Annotated in this window: 22 protein-coding genes; 9 read left to right on the top strand and 13 right to left on the bottom strand. The window is 40.1% G+C overall.

The window, feature by feature from the left end; translation table 11 throughout:
- The 5 genes from pgsA to CLV27_RS08000 all read right to left on the bottom strand — a co-directional run bounded on the left by pgsA (nucleotide 1) and on the right by CLV27_RS08000 (nucleotide 4,369).
- Nucleotides 1–522: a CDP-diacylglycerol--glycerol-3-phosphate 3-phosphatidyltransferase gene (gene pgsA / locus CLV27_RS08020; RefSeq protein WP_132527614.1), complete on the bottom strand. Its 522-nt coding sequence runs from the start codon at nucleotides 520–522 to the stop codon at nucleotides 1–3.
- Nucleotides 522–1,619, bottom strand: coding sequence for a DNA polymerase III subunit beta (gene dnaN, locus CLV27_RS08015; protein ID WP_132527612.1), 1,098 nt, complete (start codon nucleotides 1,617–1,619; stop codon nucleotides 522–524). Before dnaN ends, pgsA begins: the two co-directional genes overlap by 1 nt.
- A 93-nt stretch (nucleotides 1,620–1,712) precedes the next feature.
- On the bottom strand, nucleotides 1,713–1,928 hold the full coding sequence (locus tag CLV27_RS08010; protein WP_165863716.1) for a hypothetical protein: 216 nt from the start codon (nucleotides 1,926–1,928) through the stop codon (nucleotides 1,713–1,715).
- Nucleotides 1,929–1,944: 16 nt separating this feature from the next.
- The gene (dnaA, locus tag CLV27_RS08005) at nucleotides 1,945–3,312 is read right to left on the bottom strand and encodes a chromosomal replication initiator protein DnaA (protein ID WP_132527608.1); all 1,368 of its coding nucleotides are present in this window, start codon (nucleotides 3,310–3,312) and stop codon (nucleotides 1,945–1,947) included.
- Nucleotides 3,305–4,369: a glycosyltransferase family 4 protein gene (locus CLV27_RS08000; protein WP_132527606.1), complete on the bottom strand. Its 1,065-nt coding sequence runs from the start codon at nucleotides 4,367–4,369 to the stop codon at nucleotides 3,305–3,307. The genes dnaA and CLV27_RS08000 overlap by 8 nt, the downstream gene beginning before the upstream one ends.
- A 41-nt stretch (nucleotides 4,370–4,410) precedes the next feature.
- Here CLV27_RS08000 and CLV27_RS07995 point away from each other — a divergent pair, with 41 nt between their 5' ends.
- The 5 genes from CLV27_RS07995 to CLV27_RS07975 all read left to right on the top strand — a co-directional run bounded on the left by CLV27_RS07995 (nucleotide 4,411) and on the right by CLV27_RS07975 (nucleotide 10,001).
- Nucleotides 4,411–6,114 (top strand): proline--tRNA ligase, encoded by a 1,704-nt coding sequence (locus tag CLV27_RS07995; protein WP_132527604.1) that lies wholly within the window; start codon nucleotides 4,411–4,413, stop codon nucleotides 6,112–6,114.
- Between the two features lies 1 nt (nucleotide 6,115).
- Nucleotides 6,116–6,439 carry a nucleotidyltransferase family protein gene (locus tag CLV27_RS07990; RefSeq protein ID WP_165863715.1) on the top strand — a complete coding sequence of 108 codons (324 nt, stop codon included), beginning with the start codon at nucleotides 6,116–6,118 and terminating at the stop codon, nucleotides 6,437–6,439.
- On the top strand, nucleotides 6,430–6,843 hold the full coding sequence (locus CLV27_RS07985) for an HI0074 family nucleotidyltransferase substrate-binding subunit (RefSeq protein ID WP_132527600.1): 414 nt from the start codon (nucleotides 6,430–6,432) through the stop codon (nucleotides 6,841–6,843). The genes CLV27_RS07990 and CLV27_RS07985 overlap by 10 nt, the downstream gene beginning before the upstream one ends.
- The gene (locus CLV27_RS07980) at nucleotides 6,836–7,648 is read left to right on the top strand and encodes a RecB family exonuclease (protein ID WP_243644918.1); all 813 of its coding nucleotides are present in this window, start codon (nucleotides 6,836–6,838) and stop codon (nucleotides 7,646–7,648) included. Before CLV27_RS07985 ends, CLV27_RS07980 begins: the two co-directional genes overlap by 8 nt.
- Nucleotides 7,649–8,090: 442 nt before the next feature.
- On the top strand, nucleotides 8,091–10,001 hold the full coding sequence (locus tag CLV27_RS07975) for a DUF262 domain-containing protein (RefSeq protein WP_132527598.1): 1,911 nt from the start codon (nucleotides 8,091–8,093) through the stop codon (nucleotides 9,999–10,001).
- Between the two features lie 12 nt (nucleotides 10,002–10,013).
- Here the strand turns inward: CLV27_RS07975 and dndE are convergent, their stop codons facing one another.
- Genes dndE through dndB form a run of 4 tightly spaced genes read right to left on the bottom strand, consistent with a single transcriptional unit; the run spans nucleotide 10,014 to nucleotide 14,805 of the window.
- The gene (gene dndE / locus CLV27_RS07970) at nucleotides 10,014–10,382 is read right to left on the bottom strand and encodes a DNA sulfur modification protein DndE (protein WP_132527596.1); all 369 of its coding nucleotides are present in this window, start codon (nucleotides 10,380–10,382) and stop codon (nucleotides 10,014–10,016) included.
- A gap of 19 nt (nucleotides 10,383–10,401) precedes the next feature.
- Complete coding sequence (gene dndD, locus CLV27_RS07965) at nucleotides 10,402–12,378, bottom strand: DNA sulfur modification protein DndD (RefSeq protein ID WP_132527594.1); 1,977 nt, start codon at nucleotides 12,376–12,378, stop codon at nucleotides 10,402–10,404.
- Nucleotides 12,333–13,769 carry a DNA phosphorothioation system sulfurtransferase DndC gene (gene dndC / locus CLV27_RS07960; RefSeq protein ID WP_132527592.1) on the bottom strand — a complete coding sequence of 479 codons (1,437 nt, stop codon included), beginning with the start codon at nucleotides 13,767–13,769 and terminating at the stop codon, nucleotides 12,333–12,335. Before dndC ends, dndD begins: the two co-directional genes overlap by 46 nt.
- Nucleotides 13,753–14,805, bottom strand: coding sequence for a DNA sulfur modification protein DndB (gene dndB, locus CLV27_RS07955; RefSeq protein WP_207891612.1), 1,053 nt, complete (start codon nucleotides 14,803–14,805; stop codon nucleotides 13,753–13,755). Before dndB ends, dndC begins: the two co-directional genes overlap by 17 nt.
- A gap of 287 nt (nucleotides 14,806–15,092) precedes the next feature.
- Here dndB and CLV27_RS07950 point away from each other — a divergent pair, with 287 nt between their 5' ends.
- Genes CLV27_RS07950 through CLV27_RS07940 form a run of 3 tightly spaced genes read left to right on the top strand, consistent with a single transcriptional unit; the run spans nucleotide 15,093 to nucleotide 16,693 of the window.
- A complete protein-coding gene (locus CLV27_RS07950) occupies nucleotides 15,093–15,476 on the top strand; it encodes a hypothetical protein (RefSeq protein ID WP_132527588.1) in 384 nt (127 codons plus the stop codon).
- 2 nt (nucleotides 15,477–15,478) lie between these two features.
- A complete protein-coding gene (locus CLV27_RS07945) occupies nucleotides 15,479–15,838 on the top strand; it encodes a hypothetical protein (RefSeq protein ID WP_132527586.1) in 360 nt (119 codons plus the stop codon).
- A gap of 9 nt (nucleotides 15,839–15,847) precedes the next feature.
- A complete protein-coding gene (locus CLV27_RS07940) occupies nucleotides 15,848–16,693 on the top strand; it encodes a M23 family metallopeptidase (RefSeq protein ID WP_132527584.1) in 846 nt (281 codons plus the stop codon).
- 17 nt (nucleotides 16,694–16,710) lie between these two features.
- On the opposite strand, the gene CLV27_RS07935 is transcribed toward CLV27_RS07940, so the two are convergent.
- The gene (locus CLV27_RS07935; protein ID WP_132527582.1) at nucleotides 16,711–17,364 is read right to left on the bottom strand and encodes a phosphoribosyltransferase; all 654 of its coding nucleotides are present in this window, start codon (nucleotides 17,362–17,364) and stop codon (nucleotides 16,711–16,713) included.
- Between the two features lie 47 nt (nucleotides 17,365–17,411).
- Complete coding sequence (locus CLV27_RS07930; RefSeq protein WP_132527580.1) at nucleotides 17,412–18,677, bottom strand: tetratricopeptide repeat protein; 1,266 nt, start codon at nucleotides 18,675–18,677, stop codon at nucleotides 17,412–17,414.
- A 65-nt stretch (nucleotides 18,678–18,742) separates the two neighbouring features.
- Between CLV27_RS07930 and CLV27_RS07925 the strand changes: the two genes are divergently transcribed.
- Nucleotides 18,743–19,726 (top strand): HpcH/HpaI aldolase/citrate lyase family protein, encoded by a 984-nt coding sequence (locus CLV27_RS07925; RefSeq protein WP_243644917.1) that lies wholly within the window; start codon nucleotides 18,743–18,745, stop codon nucleotides 19,724–19,726.
- Here the strand turns inward: CLV27_RS07925 and CLV27_RS07920 are convergent.
- Nucleotides 19,707–20,609: a selenium metabolism-associated LysR family transcriptional regulator gene (locus CLV27_RS07920; protein WP_132527578.1), complete on the bottom strand. Its 903-nt coding sequence runs from the start codon at nucleotides 20,607–20,609 to the stop codon at nucleotides 19,707–19,709. The two genes, CLV27_RS07925 and CLV27_RS07920, sit on opposite strands and share 20 nt — an antisense overlap.
- A gap of 7 nt (nucleotides 20,610–20,616) precedes the next feature.
- The gene (locus CLV27_RS07915; protein ID WP_132527576.1) at nucleotides 20,617–20,940 is read right to left on the bottom strand and encodes a hypothetical protein; all 324 of its coding nucleotides are present in this window, start codon (nucleotides 20,938–20,940) and stop codon (nucleotides 20,617–20,619) included.
- Nucleotides 20,941–20,996 lie beyond the last annotated feature (56 nt).

Here is a 20,996-nt window from a genome sequence, read left to right as displayed (position 1 = left end):
TTATTCCTCTCGGAGAACTTTAAAGAATCTGTAAAAGTAAACAGCACCGGTGTATATAGCCACAAAGGCAGAGAGAATAAGTAAGCCTTCTCCCAGAGCTCTCCACCCAGATAGGAGAAAAACGACAGATGTCATAATTAGTGCAGTTTTGAGTTTTCCTCCTCTGGAAGCAGGAATGACGAGTCCCCGTGAGGCAGCTATGGCCCTCATCCCTGTAACGGCTTCTTCTCTTCCGACTATGGCTATAACGGAGTAAGGGTCACAGAGCTTCACGTAGGCAAGGGATATCAGAGTTGAAGAGGTAAGCAATTTATCAGCCACAGGATCAAGTAACATTCCGAGACTCGTTATGCTCTTAAATTTCCTTGCCACGTAGCCGTCAAGAAAATCGGTAACGGCACACACGATAAAAAGAAAAAGAGCGGCCGTGAACCGCTCCTTTATGATCAGAACCACTAGAAGGGGAAGTAGAAGTATCCTTACAAGCGTTAGGAAATTCGGAACCGTCTTTATCCTACCCATTACACTTTCATCGGCATTATGACGTTCTTAAGTTCAGGCTCTTCCTCAGAAACTATAAGAACCGGAGATATGGGCTGATCCATTAGTATCTTCACCGTATCACCGTCAAAGGAGGAAACGGACTCAAGGAGGTGGTTTATGTTAAAGCCTATCTCAAATTCCTCACCCGTGTATTCTACAGGTATGTTTACCTCCGCCTCTTCAGAGGCCGATTCTACATCCACCTTCCTTGCCGTTAGCTTCATGTTCCCCGGTGTAATGTTGATGATAACGGCCCTAACTTCCTCTTTGTCGTAAATCACAGAAACTTCCTTGAGAGCTCCGACAAGCTCCTCCTTACCGGTGATGCACTGTAAGGGATTGTTTTCAGGAATAACCGCAAGGTAGTCTGGATACTCACCCTCTATGACGGAGGTCCACATTACCGTATCGCCAACCCTAAAGTAGAGCCTGTTCTCCTTCAGAAGGAGCTCCACCTCTTCACTTTCCTTTAGAAGCTTCTTCAGCTCAGCAAGGGATTTCTTAGGAACTATGGCAGAGAACTCCTCCGCCTCAGCTTTCATCTCGTAAAGGGCAAGCCTGTGTCCATCGGTGGCAACAGCGTGAACCTTGTCTCCGAAGGACCTTAGAAGAACCCCTGTAAGGATGTAACGGGCTTCATCCCTGCTAACCGCGTATGAAACTTTCTTTATCGCCCTATCAACCTCTGCAGACAGGAGCCTTACGCTGTAAGTTTCTGGTATTTCTACCTCTGGAAACTCTTCTGGAGGCAACGTTGCAAGGGAGAAACGGGAGTTTACAGACTTAATGACGAGCTTACTGTCATCAGTTTCAAGGACGAACTCTTCACCTGTAAGGCTGGAAAAAAGCTTTGCAGCTTTTGCAGCGTTTACGGTAGTTTTCCCCGGTTCTATAACCTCACAGTCTACAAGTGTAGAGATACCAACTTCAAGGTTCGTGGCCGTTAATCTAAGAACGTTGTCCTCAGCCTCTATCAGGATGTTTGATAGGATAGGGATGTTCCCCTTTTTGTCGGCTGCGGATGCAACTTTTTTTACGGCCTCCTTTATTTTATTCTTACTAATCCTTACTTCCATATTCTTATACCTCCTTGTATCCTTGTATCTATCTACTTAAAGCATATATAGTAGTAATAGTATTAGAGTGCACAAATTTTGTGCACAGATGGCTCAAGCCCTTGATATTCTACAACATTTTTTCGCAACCTGTGGATAACTCCTGTGGATAACCCTGTGGATAACTTTAAAGTTATCCACAATTAACCAGATTCTTGTGGATAAGTGAAAGAAGGGAGTCGGAGTTATCCACAGTTTTGAGTTATCCACAGTTTTGTCCACAACGTTATCCACATACTTATCCACAATGTTATCCACAGGTTTATCCACAGGCTTGTGGACATTCTCACTCTTCTACTTTCACCTCTCCGACTAAAAGGTTTAGGCGTTTCTCAAGCTCAAGGATTATGTGGTTTATTTCTTCATTTTCATTTCTTAGTTCTTCTATTTTTGTAACCGCGTGCATAACGGTTGTATGGTCGTTCTTATGGAATGCGGCTGCAATTTTGGGGAATGAGAAGTTCCCAAATTTCCTTGATAAATACATGGCTATCTGTCTTGCAAGGGCTATCTGCTTTTTTCTCGTTGAGCTATCTATTTGTTCTAAGGTTATTCCAAACATTTCGCACACTACCTGTTTTATCTCGTCTATTGAAATGTCTGAACGGGAAGGATTTTCTACTTTGACAGAGCTCCCGATTCCAAACATGGAGCGAACCAATTCCTCGTCTATCGGTCTATTTTCAAGTATGGCCTTTGCTTTTAACTTTATGAGAGCTCCCTCAAGCTGTCTGATGTTTGACTTTATTATCGTTGCTATTAGCTTTAGGACGTTATCGTCCACCTCTATCTTTTCGGCTTCTGCCTTTCTCCTCAAGATAGCTATTCTCGTTTCAAAGTCTGGAGGCTGTATGTCTGCAATTAGTCCCCACTCAAAGCGGTTTCTCAACCTGTCGGTTAAGGTGGGAATGTCCTTAGGGGGACGGTCACTTGTGAGGACTATCTGTTTACCTGCATCGTAGAGGGCGTTAAAGGTGTGGAAGAACTCTATCTGTGTTCTGTCCTTACCACTTATAAACTGAATATCGTCAACGAGGAGAACGTCAACAGTTCTGTACTTTTCCCTAAATTCCGTTACAGTGTCTTTTCTGAGAGCTTCTATAAGCTCGTTCATGAAGCTTTCTGTTGTCGTGTAAACAACGGTTTTTTCAGGCATTTTTTTCTTTACGTAGTTTCCTATTGCCTGCATAAGGTGGGTTTTTCCGAGTCCTACTCCCCCGTATATAAAGAGCGGGTTGTAGGCTTTCCCCGGGTTCTCTGCAACGGCTACAGCCGCGGCATGGGCAAACTGGTTGCTTGCTCCTACGACAAAGTTCTCAAAGGTGTATTTTGGGTTTAAATTTGATTCTACGTTCTTTTTCTTTTCTTTGTTCTGAAAGAGGTTAAGCTCAAGCTGGAGAGGTTTTGAGACCTCTTCGGGGAGGAGCAGTTCTATTTCCATATGCCTTCCAAATTCTCGGAAGACGATTTCCTTTAAGAGGGGGAGGTAGTTTTTCTCAAGGTATTCTTTAACTATTCTATCTTTCGCTTTTAATTTAAGAGTATTTCCCTCAACAGATATAACTTTTAGTTCCTTGAACCACGTTTTAAAGAGGTGGGGTTTTACCTTTTTCTTGAGCTCATTTAAGCACCTTTCCCATAAATGTTCAAACACCTACTACCTCCCCGTAGAGCCTGAGGTATGCATCTACCATTCTACCAACTGAAAAGTTATCCACAACCACGCTGTAGGCCTTTGTAGTAATGCGTTTTCGGAGTTTGGAGCCATCTAAGAGCCTTAAAATTGCGTCGGCCAATTTTACAGGATTTCTCCTCTCAACGAGGAGTCCCGTTTCCCCGTCTTTTATTACTTCCGGGACACCCCCTACCTTAGTGGCCACAACGGGCACGTTGAGAAGCATGGCTATGAGAAGGGAACTCCCCAACCCCTCATAGTCGGACGGGAGGACGAAGACGTCAAACCCCTTCACGTAGTTGTAAACGTCCTCTTTAAAGCCTGCCAATAAAAATGAGCCTTCAAGCCCTTTCTCTTTGATTAAACTTTGAAGGTAGCTTTTAAGTTTCCCCTCTCCAAAAACTACAAAGGCAAGGTCGTTTCTTTCTTTTAAGAGAATTCTTGCTGCCTCTATCAAGTTGGGAATGTTCTTTTGTTCCGTTAATGCTGCAACAGAACCGATGATTTTTTTTCCTTTAAACTTTTCTCTAAAAGTTTTGACTTTATTCGTTTCAATCTTTTCTGGGAGATTTTCGTCAACGGCAGAGTAGATTACCTCTATTCCCTTCAAATTAAGTTCTTTCTTTAAAACGTCTGCTACGAATTCTGTTATAGCGACAACTTTGTCTGTCAGCTTGTACTTTAGCTCTGTTAAAGGATTCTTTTTCGGTGGATAGTCAACTCTCCTTGTGTAGATAACCGGTTTTTTATGGAATTTCTTTGAAAAGGCAGCAATTGTGTGAGCTTTGGCAGCGTGGGCATGGATAATGTCATAATTTTTTCCAAGAGCTCCAACCCTTAGTATATCTCCGGTTTGGTTTCCCTTTAGAGGATAAACTGTTATTCCCTCTTCCCTGCAACGCCTTTCAAGCTCGTCTCCTACCCTGCAGGCTACTGCTACTTCAACACCCCTCTCTTTAAGTCCTTTTACGAGGTAGAAGAGCTGTTGCTCTCCACCCCGCCACCCCTTTTCCGTATCAACGTGTAGAATTCTCATGATGATTTCCCTCCAAACACAGAAAATTTAGCGGAGGAGATATGAGGTTTTCAAGGGCCTTTATACCGACAATGAAGGAGTCCCCTGCAGATGCTGAAATCCCAAGCCACAAGCTCCTCATAAGGGCTGGCTTTATCAGGAAAAAGGCCTCAGGGCTTTACGATATCCTGCCCTTAGGAGTAAGGGTTCTCCACAAGATAGAGAGGATAATAAGGGAGGAGATGGACAGAGCCGGTGCTCAAGAGGTTTTACTTCCAATAATGCACCCGGCGGAGCTCTGGATAGAGAGCGGAAGGTGGGACGTTTACGGAAAAGAAATGATTAAGTTCAAGGACAGACACGAAAGGGACTATGCCCTCGGGCCTACCGCCGAGGAGATGATAACAGACCTCGTTAGAAAAGAGGTCAAGTCCTACAAGGATTTACCCCTTAACCTCTACCAGATAGGAAGGAAGTTCAGAGACGAGATTCGTCCCCGCTTTGGCCTCATGAGGGCCAGAGAGTTCATCATGAAGGACGCCTACTCCTTCCACGTAAACGATGAGGACGCAGAAAGGGAATACTGGAACATGTACGAGACTTACAGCCGAATCTTTAAGAGAATGGGGCTTGAGTTTAAGGCCGTTGAGGCAGATACGGGAGAGATAGGAGGAAAGTTCTCCCACGAGTTTATGGTTATAGCCGATACAGGTGAGAGCAAACTCGTTTACTGTGAAAAGTGTGGCTACGCCGCAAGCACAGAAAAAGCTGCTCAGAGAAAGCCAGAAGTTCCTGAAAATAGAGAGTCTGAGTTTAAGGAGTGTCAGAAAGTCCATACTCCAAACGTAAAGAGAATAGAGGAAGTTTCTGAATACTTAAGCGTTCCTCCTGAGAGGATACTTAAGCTCCTCGTCTACATCGTTGACGGAGAGGCAGTTGCCGTTGCTGTAAGGGGCGATAGGGAAGTTGAGGAAACAAAATTTAAGCAGGTCTTTAGGGGCAAAGAGGTAAGGCTTGCAACGGACGAGGAAATTGAAAAATTCACAGGCCAGCCGAAAGGATTCCTCTCTCCGATTGGACTTTCTATTCCCGTTTATGCCGACTACTCCGTAATTCCAATGGTCAACTTTGTGGCCGGCGCTGGAGAGAAGGACTACCACTTACAGAACGTTAACTGGGGAAGGGACTTTGTGGTTAAGGAGTTTATTGACGTTGCCGAAGTAAGAGGAGGAGACTCCTGTCCAAACTGTGGAGCTCCCCTCATAGAAAAGAGAGGAATAGAAGTAGGCCACATCTTTAAGCTTGGGACAAAGTACAGCGAGGCAATGAACGCAACATTCGTTGACGAAAACGGCGTTGAAAAGCCAATGGTAATGGGCTGTTACGGTATAGGCGTTACAAGGGTTATGGCTGCAGCAGTTGAGCAGAACCACGATGATGACGGAATCATCTGGCCTTACGAGATTGCCCCCTTCCACGTTATCGTTATTCCTGTTAACGTTAAGAAGGAGGAGATAAGGAATACGGCAGAGGAGATTTATGAGACCCTCCAGAGAGAAGGCTTTGACGTCATAATTGACGATAGAAACGCCCGTCCCGGATTTAAGTTCAAGGACGCTGACCTAATAGGAATTCCTTTCCAAGTTATCGTCGGTAAAAAGGCCTCAGAGGGAATTGTTGAGATAAAGGTCAGGAAGAGCGGTGAAAGGTTTGAAGTTCCCGTTAAAGAGGTAGTTAAGAAAATCAGGGAACTCCTTGGAGGTTAACGTGCCACTTGACCTTTCTATTGATAGAGAGAAAGAGGAGCGTTTCTTAGAGGAGCTCCGCCGTATCGTTTTAGACCTTCTTAACGGAAAGGACTGTAAAGTTTTCCTCTTTGGCTCAAGGGCGAGGGGCGACTACCGTCGCTCCTCCGACGCCGATATTGCAGTAGAAGGGTTATCAGAAGAGGAGTTTAAAAGATTTAAGCGTTCTCTTGATGAGTTGGTTGAGGAGAGTTTCATTCCTTTTACAGTTGACGTTGTTGACCTCAGTAGAGCTTCTGATAGTCTAAAAGAAGTGGTTCTAAAAGAGGGTATTGAATGGAAATAAAAAGGCTGGAAGAGCTTGAAAAAGCTCTTAAAAACTTTGAGGACTCCTTAGAAATAGACCTTTCTAAATTTCCTTCTTTTATAAAGGACGTTTTAGAGAGTGGGCAAGTTCAAAAGTTTGAGATGAGTTATGAACTTTTCTGGAAAGTTGGGAAGGAGCTCCTTGCAAGGCTTGAAGGCGTTGACGCAGGTTCTCCTCGTAGGGTCTTTAAATCGCTATTTCAGCTTGGTTATCTTACCTATGAGGAGCTTGAAGTCTGTCTTTCTATGCTTGAGGATAGGAACTTACTTTCTCACGTCTATCGTCGTGAAGTTGTAGAATCTGTTCTGCCAAAGCTTAAGAGCTATTTAAATTTGATGAAGTCGGTATCTTATCGCTTTAGAGAGGTTTTAAAGAGTGATTGAGGGAAAAACGGGGTTAAGGATAAAGCTCTCTCACCTTCGCCCTTGGTCCTTCTCAAAGGTTCAGAAGGCCAAAAAGTGCCAATACGAGTTCTTCTGGCGTTACGTGGCAAAAGTAGAGCCCCTTGAAAAGCCGGAGTTCCTCGTTCTTGGTAGTGGCGTTCACTTTGTCCTTGAGAATGCCCTAAACGTTGCCTTTAAGAGGGAGAGGCCTTTAAACAGGGAGCTCCTTTACTACTTTGCCGAAAACTTTAAGAAAGAAGAGCCCTTAGCAGACGTTAACAAAATAGCAGAGTTCTTTCCCAATATCCTCCGCTACGTAAACGGCCAGCTTAAAAGAGCTGCCGGCAGCAGTCTGATTGCCTCGGAGCTTGAAATAGCCGTTGATGGAGAGCTAAGACCTGTTAGCGAATTTGACTCGTCCCGCGTATTTTTAAGGGGAAAGCTTGACTTTATTTTTTCAAAAGGAGAAACCCTTTACATTGTTGACCACAAGACCAACAAAAGCAGGGACTTTAACAACAAAATAAAAACTCAGCTCCGCTGGTATGCCCTTTTAGCCAGCGTGAAGTTTCCAGAATTTGAAAGATTCGCCTTAGAAGTTCACAACGTCCGCTACGGAACTGTGAACAGGTTTATTTTCACCCAAAGGGACTTAGAGTCCTTTAAAATTCGCCTACTTCCAATCATAGAGATGGTAGAGGAAGAATTTAACGGCAAAACCTTTGAAGAGCTCGTTCCTTCTCCCTGTGAACTCAACTGCAAATGGTGCGACTACCGCCACATTTGTCCAGTTGCTAGTTATTAGGAGAGATAATGGTTGTGATATTTTTTGGATATCAACAAAGAAGTTGAATTAGCAAAAGTAAACTTGGTGGCGTTCTTAAAAAAGAAGTTTGGGGTTTTGGCTCTTGTCAGATATTCTGATATAATCCTGATAAATAAGTGATACCAATGATTATTCCTCCGAGGAAAGAAATAGATCTGATGTTAGAAATCACATCCTAGGAGCAGTGAGGTTAAGTTGAGGGGTTTAGGAGTATAGTGGTTCGAAAGAATTTATGGAGGTAGGGAGATTTTTATTTCAGGAGAAGAAGGTTTGTTATGATAACTGAAAAATGGCAAGATGATTCAGGGAGCAGAATGAGTGATGAAAGGGGATTAAGGATTCCTGAGTTTTGGAACAAGATGGTCAGTAATGGATTTGATGTCCACTTGGTGGAGATTCTAAAGTAGGGGGGAATCTTACTATGGGAGAGAATTTTTCTTCACAGCTTTATTCCGTGGAGGAGTTACTAAAGAATGAAAAGGATTCTCAAGATAGAGGGAAGAACTATTATATTCCAAGATATCAGAGGAGATATGTGTGGACGACGGAACATGTTACGAAGCTAATTAGCGATATTATGGAGATTCTTGAAAGACAGGGGGAGGATGGTTTTAAAGACTACTTTATAGGGGGAATTGTTCTTTCTAGAAATTCTATTGAGGGAGAAGAAAGAAGTAGAAAATCTCTAGAAGTTATAGATGGACAGCAAAGATTAACAACTATAGTTCTTATCATAGCTGTGTTGTATAAACATATAGAATGTAGGAGAGAGTCGTTTCAGAATATTCCTACTGATATATTGGAAAGATACAAAAATAGATTGAAGAGTCTATTAATTAGAGAAAATATCAAAAGAATCAATAGAAATGGAAGGATTGAGCGTAATGTTGAACGTAGCTATATTGTTGAGCGGAATGATTCGCTGGCACCTGTCTTTGAAAGGGTAATTAATTTACTGTTAGATGGTGAGAATAGGTGTGATTTGTGCTCTAATAAAAGTTTGGAGGATGTTTTTGACTTTCCTTTGAATGAATATCAGAAGAACTTACTTAATATAGTGTGCGAAATAGACTCTTTCTTTTCTGATAAAGATGAGGGGACTCTTTTGGACTTTTGTGATCAATTTTTAAATAATACTAAGCTTGTTGTAACGAAAACTAATGATGTGGATACTGGTTTTCTTGTTTTTGAAAAACTAAATGATAGTGGAATTACTTTAAAGCCTGAGGATCTTTTGAAGAACTTTTTGTTTTTTTCTGCTAATGAAACAGAGTATAGTACTCTTTCTACTGAATGGGAAAGGTTATTAGAAATCATTAACAATATTAATCCTTCTAGAACTAAGATCCAGCCAAGGGAGTTTTTAGAGGATTACTTAACTATAAAAGGTATAGAGATAGTATCTAGAGGAAATAACCCGATTTTTACTACTTTCAAGGCGTTAAGGACAGAAAATTATGAAGACTCTCTGAGTTTATTAGGTGATTTAATTAGGGTTGCTGCCAAATATAAGGAGCTCAAGAGAGATACTCTTGTGCAGAAATATCTAAATTTGATAAATTTCAATTTAGGTTTTAAGATACTTTTGTCTTTTTACGAGGTTTTAGGAGAAGGAGATTTTGAGTTCCATAAGAAAAGGATTCTCTTAATGATACTAAGATTAGCTGTTGTCTACATGATTGCAGATAAGACCAAAAAGCTTAGTGAAATTGTACCTGAACTTTGTAAAACCATTGTAACTGAAAGTGGAAACATAGAAAAGGTAAATAGTTGGATTTCTGAGAAGATAGATTCTTACCTAAGTGATTTTGAGACAAATATAGAAGTTTTACCCCTGTATAGAAAGAAGAAGAAGTTAACTAAGTTACTACTGAGTATTGCAAACTATCATCTTGAAGGTACAAAGGTAGATAGTAACAATATTTCGGTTGAGCATATCTTACCTCAGACTCCTAACTTTGGGGAATGTAGATATTCGGATATTACAGAGGAAAATTATAAAAACTATGTTCATAGAATAGGAAATTTAACTTTAGTGGATAGATCTTTTAATTCTTCCAGTAGAAATAGTTGTTTTGAAGAGAAAATAAATGCCCTAAAGAGTAATCAAAATATATATATTACCCGCTCAATAAAAGAAGAAATTGTTGACGGAACGCATGAATATAGAGTCTATAGACAAAAGTTCCATGAATTTTTTAGACCTTTAGGTGAAGAAGAAATGTGGGGAAAAGAGGCAATTGAAAATAGATCTAAAGCTTTCAAGGGTCTTTTAAAATTCATTTTAATAGATAATAATGGTAGTAATTTTAAGCTTTCCTATTTTGATTAAGAAGTATTGGAATTATAAGTCAATTAATTCTTTTATGCTACTAAGATTCTTAATCCTATTATAGAGGAGCTCTGCTCCTCTGTTTATATGAGCTCTAAAGAGTTCAAGAAGAAGTTTTTCATCTTTCAGATTTACTCCATCCCTATAAGCTCTTTGTTTAAAAAGGCAAATTAGAATAGTATCTAAGTCGCCAAGTAATACATGTCTCATTAACTCTTGACCATCTTGCTTATACCACTTCGGATCTGGTACTGTTGGATCTTTCAAAGAAAGGATTAGGCCAAATCTGCAAAGGATATTAGGGGTAAGACCTGTTCTTCCTTTTAGTATGAAGAGTTTTTGGCTAATTTTCTTATCCAGGATAATCCTGTTAAACTTCATTTTCTCTCTCCTAAAACTACTAATTCCAAAAATATCCTTTGTGCACTTTGGTGCACATACAATCTTCGTCGTAGACCAATTGGTATGAGTGTGATATATGTGTTCTTAACATCTCAAAAAGTTCTTTGTCTACTTCTACATCTGTGGATAGGATAATAACTTGATGACTAATATGTGGGAAATAGTTCTTAGCGAGGTTCTCTCTATGTTCATTATCTAATCTACCCAAAGGGGTATCTATGATTACTGGTAATTTTTTACCAGAAGCTCTTGCAAGTCCCCATAAGAATGATATTGCAAATATCTGTCTTTCTCCTGAAGAGAGTCTATCGATGGGAATTTTTCTATTGTTTACATCAAAAAGAGTGATTTCAAAAGTTTCTGGATTAATATGTAAATCTCTTATGAAGTTTTCTTTTCTTTTAAGTTTGTAAAAGGCATCTAGGATCTCTTTTTCGAGAATTTTTATTTTCCTCTTTACGAACTCTTTCCTAAATCTATCAATGACCTTTTGGGATTTCTCTATTATATGAATAACCATTCTCTTTTTCATCTTTTGTTTGATAAAGCTTTCTAATTTTTCAATTTCCTTCTCTACTTTGTTTTTTTCTTTTTCCAGTTTTCTAATTTCTTCTTCTAAGCATTTCCTTATAGTTTCATATTCCATTCTTTTCCTTTCTAGCCGTGAAAGTTTTTCTAAATATGGTTTAATAAATTCCTCCTCTGGAACATTCTGTAAAGCACTTTCAACTTCAAGTAGTTCTTCTTCTAGATTCTCTAACTTGAGAAATAAATTTTTAGCTTTGCCCAAAGTATTAGTTTTCAGATTTTGAATAACTACTTCTACCGTCTTGTTTTCTTTTTCAGAGAGATCGAGAATAATATCTGATTTAATTTCTTTATTGACTGAGAATAAGTTTCGTATTTTCTCTAATACTTCCTTGTCCAAAGAGAGAGGAGTCAAAATGTTCTCAAGCTCCTTGAGCTTGTTTTGCAAAATTTCTTTTTCAAAATTTATTCTTTTTATTTCTTTTTCCATCTCTAACTGTACAAGGAGTTCCTCCACTAGATCCATACCTGTCGCGAGAGGCAAATCTTTGGAAGCTAGTTCTCTAATCTCATTCTTGATCTTTTCAATTTCACTTTCTAAGAATTCTTTTCTTGTTTTATTTCTTTCATAACTTCTAAAAGCTTCTCCGCCTTTTTCTATAAATTCCCTTTCGGCCGTTTTTAGTTTCCTCTCTAACACTTGTTTCTTATTTTCTATATCGGCAAGACTCTGAAGTTTTTTCTCTAATTCTTTCTCCAAAGTTTTTCTCTTTTCCTCTAACTCTTGAAGCTTTTGACTTATTTCTTCGGATACATCTTCTTGGTTAATATATCTTTTTCTCAATATATCTAAACTTGTTCTTAAAGTATCTATCACTGTAACTCCTAAGAGAGATTTAACATCATTTACAAACTCAACTTCTGAGAAATCTTCTGCGAGTTTTTCTATTTTCTCTCCGTCGAAAAAGAAAAAGTTAACTAAGCTAGGAGGAATAATGTCAGAAATAAACTCTTGCCACTGTTCCCTAGGTATTTCTTTATAGATTTCACCATTTTTGTAAAGAAGGAATTCCTCTTTAAAACGCTTGCCGAGATCCCACTTTCTAACTACTTTGTAGGTGTCATGAGATTCCAAAGAAAAGTAAATAAATTCAAGAGTGACTTGAGCGCTTTTTTCTCCTTTGTGTATAAGCTTTTTAATAAACTCTTCATACTGTTTTTTTGTATATCCGTAGATATTGTTGCCGTACAAGCATAACTTTACAGATTCGAGTAAGGTAGTCTTGCCAGTTCCGTTTTTTCCACCAAATAAGACAATATTTTTCCCTTCTTTTGGTCTTAGATCTAAAACATTTTTTCCTTTATAGAGACCTACATTTTCTAATGTTAAAGAAGTTAGGATCATTGCCCGTTGACCTCTCTCAAGATTTCTTCTTCTGTTCTCCACTCCTCATTAAGAATTTTTTCGAGTTTCCTAAGTAGGGAACTTTTTCTTGAAGAAAAAGCGTTATATTGACAGGTATTAAGCAATTTGATTATCAATCTCGGATCTATCTCTTCTTCTGCTGCTAATAACTCTATTAGCCTCTTATCTTCTGCAGAGAAAATACCAACATCTTCCTTTGGTATTTCTAATTCTTTTCCATAAACCTTTTTGTAAATTTTCGCAACACTATCTTCCCAATCTCCCTCTTCTAGCTTCCAAATTCTTCTAATTTCTAAAAGCTCCTCTAAGGATATCAATTTAATCTCTTCTTCGTAAGGATTATTCTTATTTACCTCTTTCTCAGTTTCTAAAAGCTTTTCTAGAAAAAGCTTTCTGTACTCAAACTTATAAGGACCTCTTCCAAGTTTTTTAGAGCCATCTCCGCAGCTATTTCTTAGGAAATATATACTCCCATCTCTTCTTTTGTAATCGCGGTAAATATGCTTTTTCTCTGGATCCTGAGTTTCAACAAGCATCTCTCTAAACTTTTGAAGAGGTTTTAGCCAAATTTCTCCGCTTTCAATGAGGGAACTGAGGGATTTTTCATTTTTTACAACAGTGCAAACCCAACAACCAAACCTACTGTTACCTCCACTTTGTTCGTTAGCTGCGACTAAATCTCCAACTATAATAGGCGGTTCTCCTGCATTTGCTTGTTTGTACATTTCAAATAGTTCTTGGTTATCTCCTCCCCATGGAGATTCAAAGTTAAGTAGGTAGTTCCAGACATCTTCAACGGTCCAGTCTTCTATAGGTGTATAAACTAGAGCTCCAGGAAGGGTTGAATGTCTTGATAGCCTATGGTTTTCTATTTTATGTTCATTTATTGTCCTTTCCCTGTTGAGACTTTCGGATTTCCTAACGCCTAAAACAACAACTACTTCCCCGTACTTACTTACGGTTTCCACTACAAATCTATTTGAAGGCTCTATTTTTAATCTATCAGTGCACCATCTAAACTCTTTGGTGGGGGCAGGATATCCCCTTCCTATCAGATTAACCCAGAAAGTATCTGAAATCCGAGGATAAACTTTTACTGCCTGAATAGGTAACCCTTTTTCTTTAGCAGTTTTGTTGATAAGACTTAAGTTTTTATCAACGTAATTTATGACCTTAGGAATTTCTATCAATGTATCAGATGAAAGTACATATATAGGCTTCTTTAGTTTGTTTCTTGGTAATCTTTCTAAAGCTTCCCAAACTAATTGTAATGTTGCTGTAGAGTCCTTTCCTCCGCTGTACCCTACTATCCAAGGATAACTATTTGAGAAATAAATACTTTCAATTTCTTTGTAAATATCCTCTAAAGTTTTTCCTCCAAGTAGGAAAATCTTCTTAGATCTGGAAGACATATTTTTCTCCTAGGATTTTCTTTAGAATGAAATTTGCTGTAGCCTTTATATTTACATTAGCTTTATTTAATCTGCCTTTGTTTAAAGCTATCCCTTCCCATTCGGGATTATTTCTATGCCAGTTAATATCTCTCAACTTGGAAAGAGTTTCCTGCAAGCTTAAGTGGTTACTAATAATTACGCGGCCTACCATGGCAATGGCGTTAAGGAAAAGCCCATGAGAATGGATATATTCTTGTCTTGCTTTGTAAGCCGCTAACTCTCCTTTCTTTATCTTTTCCCATTCAGGGATGTTCCTACCTACTTCTTCCCAAAACTCGAAGGACAATATTCTGTCTTCATCGCTTATTTCTATCTTATTTCCCTTCTTACCTAAAAGTTCCTTAGTAGCATGATAAATGCTACTGAGTGTAAAGAGTTTGTGAGATCTATTGGATATAGAGCTTCTTTCATATTCAACAAGGCCTTTAAAGTAATAGACATTTTCTGATAAATACCTAGCTAACTCTGCCATTTGATCTCTATAATCATAGAGAATGCTAATGGAAGGGGTGGGTTTTACAGAATATCTATTGAGATCTGTAAATATCTGCTGACTTCTTTCCAGTCCTAAATCAACGAAGATGACGACTGAAATGGTTTCGTATGCTAATCGTGGATTTTCCTGTAGAGCTTGCTTAATAGCTTCAATACGATGTTGTCCATCATTTATTATAACCCTTGAGCTTTTATCTATCTTGAGCTTTCCTATTTGATAGTCGTCTTCACTAACGGGTTCAAATTCTATGTTTCCATCAATGGAAATAGTGATTGATGAAAAAACATAGGTATATGGATTTTCTAATATATACCTTTTAATTTCAGGAATTCTCCTTTTATTAAGAATCCTTTGTGCTCTTAATCTAGGAGGAACTAAAGGAATATTAATTTCTTTAAAAAGCTCAGGTATTAACTTTAGAGGGCACATTGCTGTGTAAAATTCTCTTCCTGCTTGAATACCTCTGACAGCAGGAAATACATAGTAGGAATTACCCACTGTTACCTCTATTCTATATGTGGAAGTTTATTGTAAAACTTCCACATAATTATACACGCATTATCCTGTAATCTCAAATAGGAGAAATGATGAAAATAGTGTACGATATTTTGTGTAGCTAGAGAAAGTAAACTAATCTCCTGGGGAAAAGACCGAAACCCTCAATCACAGAGGGTAAAAAACGGAACTATGAAAATTTTTCTAGACTTAATCTAAAGAGGTAGTAAAACAGATGGTTGCCTGAGGCAAATTGTTAGTGAGGTTTAAAGTGTACGTCAGGAGGAGAATTGGAAAAGAAACTAATGTTGAGGAAGGAGAAAGAGTTTAGAGAGGCAACTAAGGAATATTCTTTTAAAGTAGGAAAGCAAGTTTCAAAGATTATGTTTAAGGTCCTTTGCCGGTTAAGTACTAAGGAAACTGATAAGGGTTTAACGTCTGTGGTTAAGAAGTTAATAAGAAAGAAGGAGATTTATAAAGAAGTACAAAAGGAAGCTTACAGATTCTACCAAGAAGAGCAGGAATTAAAGGTAGGTAAGTATTTTGGAATTTTTAGTGTTAGTAAAGAAATTGCTATTAGAATAGCTTCAGATAAGGATGTGGGTCAACACTTGTTGTGGGATGAGGGTGATGGTAACATACCTGTTAGTGAGTTGAGAAGTGGAGGCTTATAGGGATGAGGAAGATAGGAACTCTGGTGATTTTGCTTTTGCTTTCGGTTTCCTGCGGGAGTGAGAAGGTAGAGGAGACGGCAGGAACGGCTTATGCGACGGTAAAGTTTGATTTAGAGGAGCGGGTTGCTGAGGCTTTAAAATATCTTGAGTCTTTAAAAGGGTTGAAAGAAAGTAAAAAATTTGTAGATGCGGTTGATACCTTAGAAGGTTTCCTTAAAGGTACTCACTCTGATGTAGGAGCGACTCTTAGAGCTCTGAGCTACCTTGAAAGACATTCAAAGTTTATCCCTCAGGAAAAATTGATTCAACTAAAGCAGCTTGTAGAGCTCCTTGTTTCTTACCGTCAGCCAGTGGTAGGTTGAAGAGAGGAGATGACGGCTAAGCTGTTTAAGAAACTTTTTGGAGTTTTCGTTTTTGTTTTTACTTTCTTAGTTGCTCCTGTGAACCTTGCAGCTGAGCCTTTTTATCTTTCTTACACTTATCCCGGTTCTATAGGGTTCTTTAAGCTTAAGGAAATACCTAAAAAAGCTAAAGTAGTAGTAAAGGCCGGAAACAGAGAATACACCTTTCCCGTTCTGTCTGAAAAGGCTTACTTTGTAATTCCCTACGGAAGTAAAGGAAAGGTTTTTGTTACTCTGTACGAGGATGGAAAGGAAAAGGATAGGAGAGTTATAAAAGTTGCTCGTAAAAAGTACAGGGTTTCAAGAATTTGGGTAAAAGAGCCGAAGAAGTATCCCCCAGAGCTCCTAAAAAGGATAAAAGAAGAGCAAAAACTTTTACGAACTATCTTCTCTCAGGTAACTCCGAAAAAGTTTAGTGAGACTTTTCTAAGGAGGCCTCTTAAAAAACTAAGGGTCTCAACGCCTTTTGGGGCAAAGAGGATAATCAACGGTAAAAAGCGCTCCGTTCATTGGGGAACAGATTTTAGAGCTCCCCTCGGCGCTCCCGTTTACGCTGCGCTCTCTGGCAAGGTGGTTCTTGCGAGGGAGCTCTACTTTACCGGAAAAACCGTAATAATTGACCACGGACTTGGGATTCATACCCTCTACGCTCACCTTTCAAAGATAACCGTTAAAGAGGGGCAGTTCGTAAAAGCTGGCCAGCTCATAGGAAAGGTTGGCTCTACGGGCAGGTCAACGGGACCCCACCTTCACTTTGGGTTTTACGTAAGCAGCGTAAGGGCGGACCCAATGCTTGTTCTAAAGTCCCGTCTTTGAGGGGAAAAAGGTGTTGCTTACCTGTATTTTTCCATTATCTCAATGACTTCTTCGTCGGTAGTTTGTGAAAAGTCATAGTAGAACTGTCCTACGGCGCTGAAAAACTCAGGGGCGTGAATGACAATTAGGTCGTCAACGAGCTCCTGAAACTCAGGGACTTTATCGGCAGGCATAACGGGAACGGCAAGGATAATTTTTTTCGGTTTTTCCTTTCTCAAGGAAGCTATTGCTGCTTTAACTGTTAATCCTGTGGCTATTCCGTCATCAACGAGGATGACCTCTCTTCCTGTTAGAGGTAATTTTTCCCTACTCCCGAGGTATTTTTCTTTCCTGCGTTTAATCTCTTCAATTTCTTGAAGAGCTTTCCTCCTTATGTAATCTTCTGAGATTCCGAGCCTGTAGGCTACATCGCCAGTAATGGAAGGGTTCATTAAGATTGTCCCGTCCTCTGTAACTGCTGCGACGGCAAACTCCTCGTTAAAGGGAGCTCCTATCTTCCTCGGTATAGCGAGTTCTAAGGGAGCGTTTAAAGCTTCTGCTATCGGCTCTGCGACAACTACACCGCCACGGGGTATTGCGACAACTACCGGGTTTTCAAGCGTTCCGTTGTACTTCTTAAGAATTGCCTCTGCAAGGAGCTCCCCCGCTTCTCTCCTGTCTCTGAATACCATTTCCTTTCCTTATAAACCTTAATCTAAGACTTAAACTTATCCTTCTCTTAGATACCTTCAAGGGACTTGGCCTTCTTCTTTGTCTGTTCTTCGTAGACAGCCCTGTCAGACTCAGCCGCTTTTGAATAAAGGTCAGGGTCTGTGTAAGATAAGTAGGTTGTAGTTGTAACCCATGGACAGTAGAGTTCTATTTCCACTCCGCCAATCTTCCAGAGGGCTCTTCCCTCTGAAACCTGAGGCTTTTTATAGCTCAAAGGGGTGCCGTACTTGTTCTTGAGCAGGTCGTAGTACATGTAGAATGTGGATTTGTCCATGAACTCTTCAAGACGATAGTCAATTTTCATCAGCTTCCCTTTGAAAAACCAGAAGTAGGCGCTTTTAAGCTTTTCAAGCGGAAGGCCTGCAACTTTATAGCCGGTTACATCGGGGTTGGATATGTCGTTTTTTATGACTCTGTAACCAGATTCAACTATCTGCCAGCCCTTATTTTTGACTATCTCTTTAAACTCGTCCTCAGTTGTAACGCCTACCGTTAAACCGAAAGGAGAAGGCCTCTCTTTGGTAAGGGAGATTTTCTTAAGTTCATCGCAGGCGGCTTGGTAGCCTAAGTTGCAGGAAGTGGATAGGAGTTCAGTAACTTTCTTTAAGCTTTCCTCATCCTTTTTACCAACTTTGTAAAGAAGCTTTCCCAAGTTGTAGCACCCCACCTTTTTAGCCGTTATATCGTCAGAAAGACAGGCTATATTGTAGAAATTGAGAGCTTTCTTAATGTCCTTTTTTGCTACTAATCCTCTTTCATAAATAATCCCTACATTGTTGCATCCCGGAGTATAGCCTAAATTGCAAGACTTGAGGAAAAATGAGAGGGCTTTGGAATAGTCCGTATCTACACCTTTTCCAAGAAAGAAAGCCAAACCGGAGTTGTAACATCCTATTTCTTGTCCAAAAGAATTTCTATTGCATGCTTTTAAAAAAAATTTTAAAGCTTTCTTAGGGTCTTTAGAGAACTTTAAACCCTCCATGTACATGATGCCGATGTCGCTACATCCGAGTGCAATTCCTTCTGAACAGGCTTTTGAGAGTAACTGATAAGCTTTATCCAAGTCCCTTTTAACTTCCCAGCCATTCATGTAGAATTCTCCAAGTGAAGCGCAACTTTCCTGATTTCCCGTCTTACAAGAAGCTTCCAAAATTTTGTAGGCTTCCTTGAGGTTACCGGATTTCATGGCCGTCATGGCTTTTTGAACTTCCGGAGATTCCGCAAGAGCGTTTGAAACGAGTAAAACCAAAGCAAGGAGAACTCGGAGTAACATCTTTTCCCCCTGTTAAAATAACCTACTGCTTGGTTTTGAGAAATTCTATCACAGTGGAGGTAGAGGTGGTTTTGGAGGAGCTCTTTGACGTTGCGGAAAAGGTTGTAGAAGGAGTTGAGGGAATTGAGAGCCTTGAGAAGTTTCCGGAGGAAGCAGAGCCTTTAAGGAAGCCCTTTGAAAACCCCTTTAGGCGTTCGGCTTTGATAGTTTCTGGTGATAGACCAAGGCACTTAAAAAAGGTTTTTCTGAGGGAAGCCGACGTTATCATCTTTAACGTTGAAGACGGTGTTGCTGAGAGTAATAAGAAGTTTGCCCGTCTTCTCTTGAAGAAGTTTTTAAAAAATGTTCCTTTTGACGGGAACAAGGAAGTTGTAATAAGGATTAACCCTCTTGATTCAGCGTTCTTCTGGGAAGACGTTTTGGAGCTCCTTCCCGTTGTTCCTCACGCTATAAGGCTTTCTAAGGTTGAAAAGCCTGAAGACGTTGTAGTTCTTGACGGAATTATGAAGGCCTACGAGCTTTCGGCAGGTCTTCCTGAAAAATCCATAAAAATCCAGCTTTCCATAGAAACGGGAAAAGCTGTAGAGAGGCTTTCTGAGATTCTTTCGGCATCAGAAAGGATAAACGCTGCTTACCTCGGAATTCTTGACCTGTTCGCAGACTTAGGACTTTCTCAAGAGCTCACAAAATCTTCCCCCCTTGCCACTTACTTAAAGTCAAAGTTCGTTTCTACCTGTAGAGCCTTTAACGTTTCTCCAATTGCTCCTGCCTATCAGGACTATGCAGACCTTGAAGGTTTTGAGAAAGAAGCCCTTGAGGAGAAGGAGCTTGGTTTTGCCGGTAAGATGTGTATCTCTGTAAAGCAGGTCGGCATAGCCAATAGAGTCTTTTCCCCAACGGAAGAGGAGATTGAGGAAGCAAAGAGGATAGTAGCGCTCTACGAGAGGGCTCTCAAAGAAGGGAGAGGAGGAATTACCTACAACGGAAAGTTCATAGACCAACCCATATACAGGGACGCCATCAATAAGCTCAAGTTCTTGGGGATTTAAACAGTTTGTCTATGTTTCCCCAGAGGACTCTTGCTGCCGGGACGGGGGTGATATCTTTTCTCCTTATGGCGTAGAAACTCCTCTTTATTTCAAGTCCTTTAATTTTCACGGCCTTGAGCCTTCCACAGGATACTTCCTCGCTAACGGAGTATTTAGAGACGAGTCCAAAACCAGCTCCACGCTTGACTGCTTCCTTTATTGCAGTGTTACTCCCGAGAACGCCTGCAATTTTTAGCTCGGCAGGGTTTATACCGCTACTTTTGAGTGCCCTCTCAACTGAAGCTCTTGTTCCAGAGTCAGCTTCCCTTAAAAAGAGTGGGAGCTCCACAAGCTCGCTAAAAGAAATAGAAGGGCGTTTGAAATTAGGAGGGGCTATAAGGATAATTTCATCCTCTATAATTTTTTTCTTCTCAAGCCTCGGGTCGGAAACTTCTATCCCTACAAATCCAACGTCAAAGTCCGGGATGTTTTCGGTGAGTAGCTTAACTACTTTTCTTGAGTCAAGTATTTCAACAACTATGACTGTTTGAGGCAAAAGCTTCCTAAGTTCCGGAATGGCGTGGGGGATGAGGAAATCCCCCGGAATATTACTGGCGGCAATTTTTAGAGTTCCTTCTGAGTTACTGTCTAAGGAGAGGAGCTCTGCGATTGCCTCATCTCTCTTCCTCAAAATCTCTACTGCGTACCTGTAGAGGACCTTCGCCTCAACCGTTGGGACAACCTTCCTCCCTATGCGGTCAAAGAGGCGCTTTCCGAGGGCGTCCTCTAAGTGCTGAACGTGGGCACTAACAGTCGGCTGAGATATTCCCAGCTTCTCTGCAGCCTTTGAAAAGCTCTTTAGCTCAAAAACTTTTGTGAAAACTTCTAACTGCCTTATGTCCATCTAACTGCTATTCAAGGCCGAGAATCTTCAAAACTACGTCAACTGTGACAAAGAAGAGAACGCCGGACATTATGAGGGAAATCATAGTTCCGAATCCCCAGACGATTGGGGGAAGTTTCAGGTTTTTAACGTACTTTACGTAGAAGCTAAAGGTGAGAAGGGCAAAAAGTGCGGCAAGGGATAATTTGAGTCCCATGTAGTGCTTTAGGTCAAGGACACTTGAGAAAATCCCAAGTGGAAGCAAGGAAAACATTGACATCATCATAAAGCCAACGATTGTAGCCCCTAAACCCAGACCCTTTGCGAGGCCATCGTTAAAGCTCTTAGCCATAGTAACCTCCACAAGGCCGTTGGATAAAGTTATTAAGATTTTAGCAAATTTTAAAT

The sequence above is a fragment of the Phorcysia thermohydrogeniphila genome (genome assembly GCF_004339575.1).
Taxonomy (GTDB): domain Bacteria; phylum Aquificota; class Aquificia; order Desulfurobacteriales; family Desulfurobacteriaceae; genus Phorcysia; species Phorcysia thermohydrogeniphila.
This window is presented reverse-complemented; position numbering and strand designations above follow the sequence as displayed.

Excerpts from the sequence above, each read along its gene's own strand:
- pgsA (WP_132527614.1), bottom strand. The coding sequence starts at position 522 with ATGGGTAGGATAAAGACGGTTCCGAATTTCCTAACGCTTGTAAGGATA.
- dnaN (WP_132527612.1), bottom strand. The coding sequence starts at position 1,619 with ATGGAAGTAAGGATTAGTAAGAATAAAATAAAGGAGGCCGTAAAAAAA.
- CLV27_RS08000 (WP_132527606.1), bottom strand. The coding sequence starts at position 4,369 with ATGAGAATTCTACACGTTGATACGGAAAAGGGGTGGCGGGGTGGAGAG.
- CLV27_RS07995 (WP_132527604.1), top strand. The coding sequence starts at position 4,411 with ATGAGGTTTTCAAGGGCCTTTATACCGACAATGAAGGAGTCCCCTGCA.
- CLV27_RS07985 (WP_132527600.1), top strand. The coding sequence starts at position 6,430 with ATGGAAATAAAAAGGCTGGAAGAGCTTGAAAAAGCTCTTAAAAACTTT.
- CLV27_RS07975 (WP_132527598.1), top strand. The coding sequence starts at position 8,091 with ATGGGAGAGAATTTTTCTTCACAGCTTTATTCCGTGGAGGAGTTACTA.
- dndE (WP_132527596.1), bottom strand. The coding sequence starts at position 10,382 with ATGAAGTTTAACAGGATTATCCTGGATAAGAAAATTAGCCAAAAACTC.
- dndC (WP_132527592.1), bottom strand. The coding sequence starts at position 13,769 with ATGTCTTCCAGATCTAAGAAGATTTTCCTACTTGGAGGAAAAACTTTA.
- CLV27_RS07945 (WP_132527586.1), top strand. The coding sequence starts at position 15,479 with ATGAGGAAGATAGGAACTCTGGTGATTTTGCTTTTGCTTTCGGTTTCC.
- CLV27_RS07940 (WP_132527584.1), top strand. The coding sequence starts at position 15,848 with ATGACGGCTAAGCTGTTTAAGAAACTTTTTGGAGTTTTCGTTTTTGTT.
- CLV27_RS07935 (WP_132527582.1), bottom strand. The coding sequence starts at position 17,364 with ATGGTATTCAGAGACAGGAGAGAAGCGGGGGAGCTCCTTGCAGAGGCA.
- CLV27_RS07930 (WP_132527580.1), bottom strand. The coding sequence starts at position 18,677 with ATGTTACTCCGAGTTCTCCTTGCTTTGGTTTTACTCGTTTCAAACGCT.
- CLV27_RS07920 (WP_132527578.1), bottom strand. The coding sequence starts at position 20,609 with ATGGACATAAGGCAGTTAGAAGTTTTCACAAAAGTTTTTGAGCTAAAG.
- CLV27_RS07915 (WP_132527576.1), bottom strand. The coding sequence starts at position 20,940 with ATGGCTAAGAGCTTTAACGATGGCCTCGCAAAGGGTCTGGGTTTAGGG.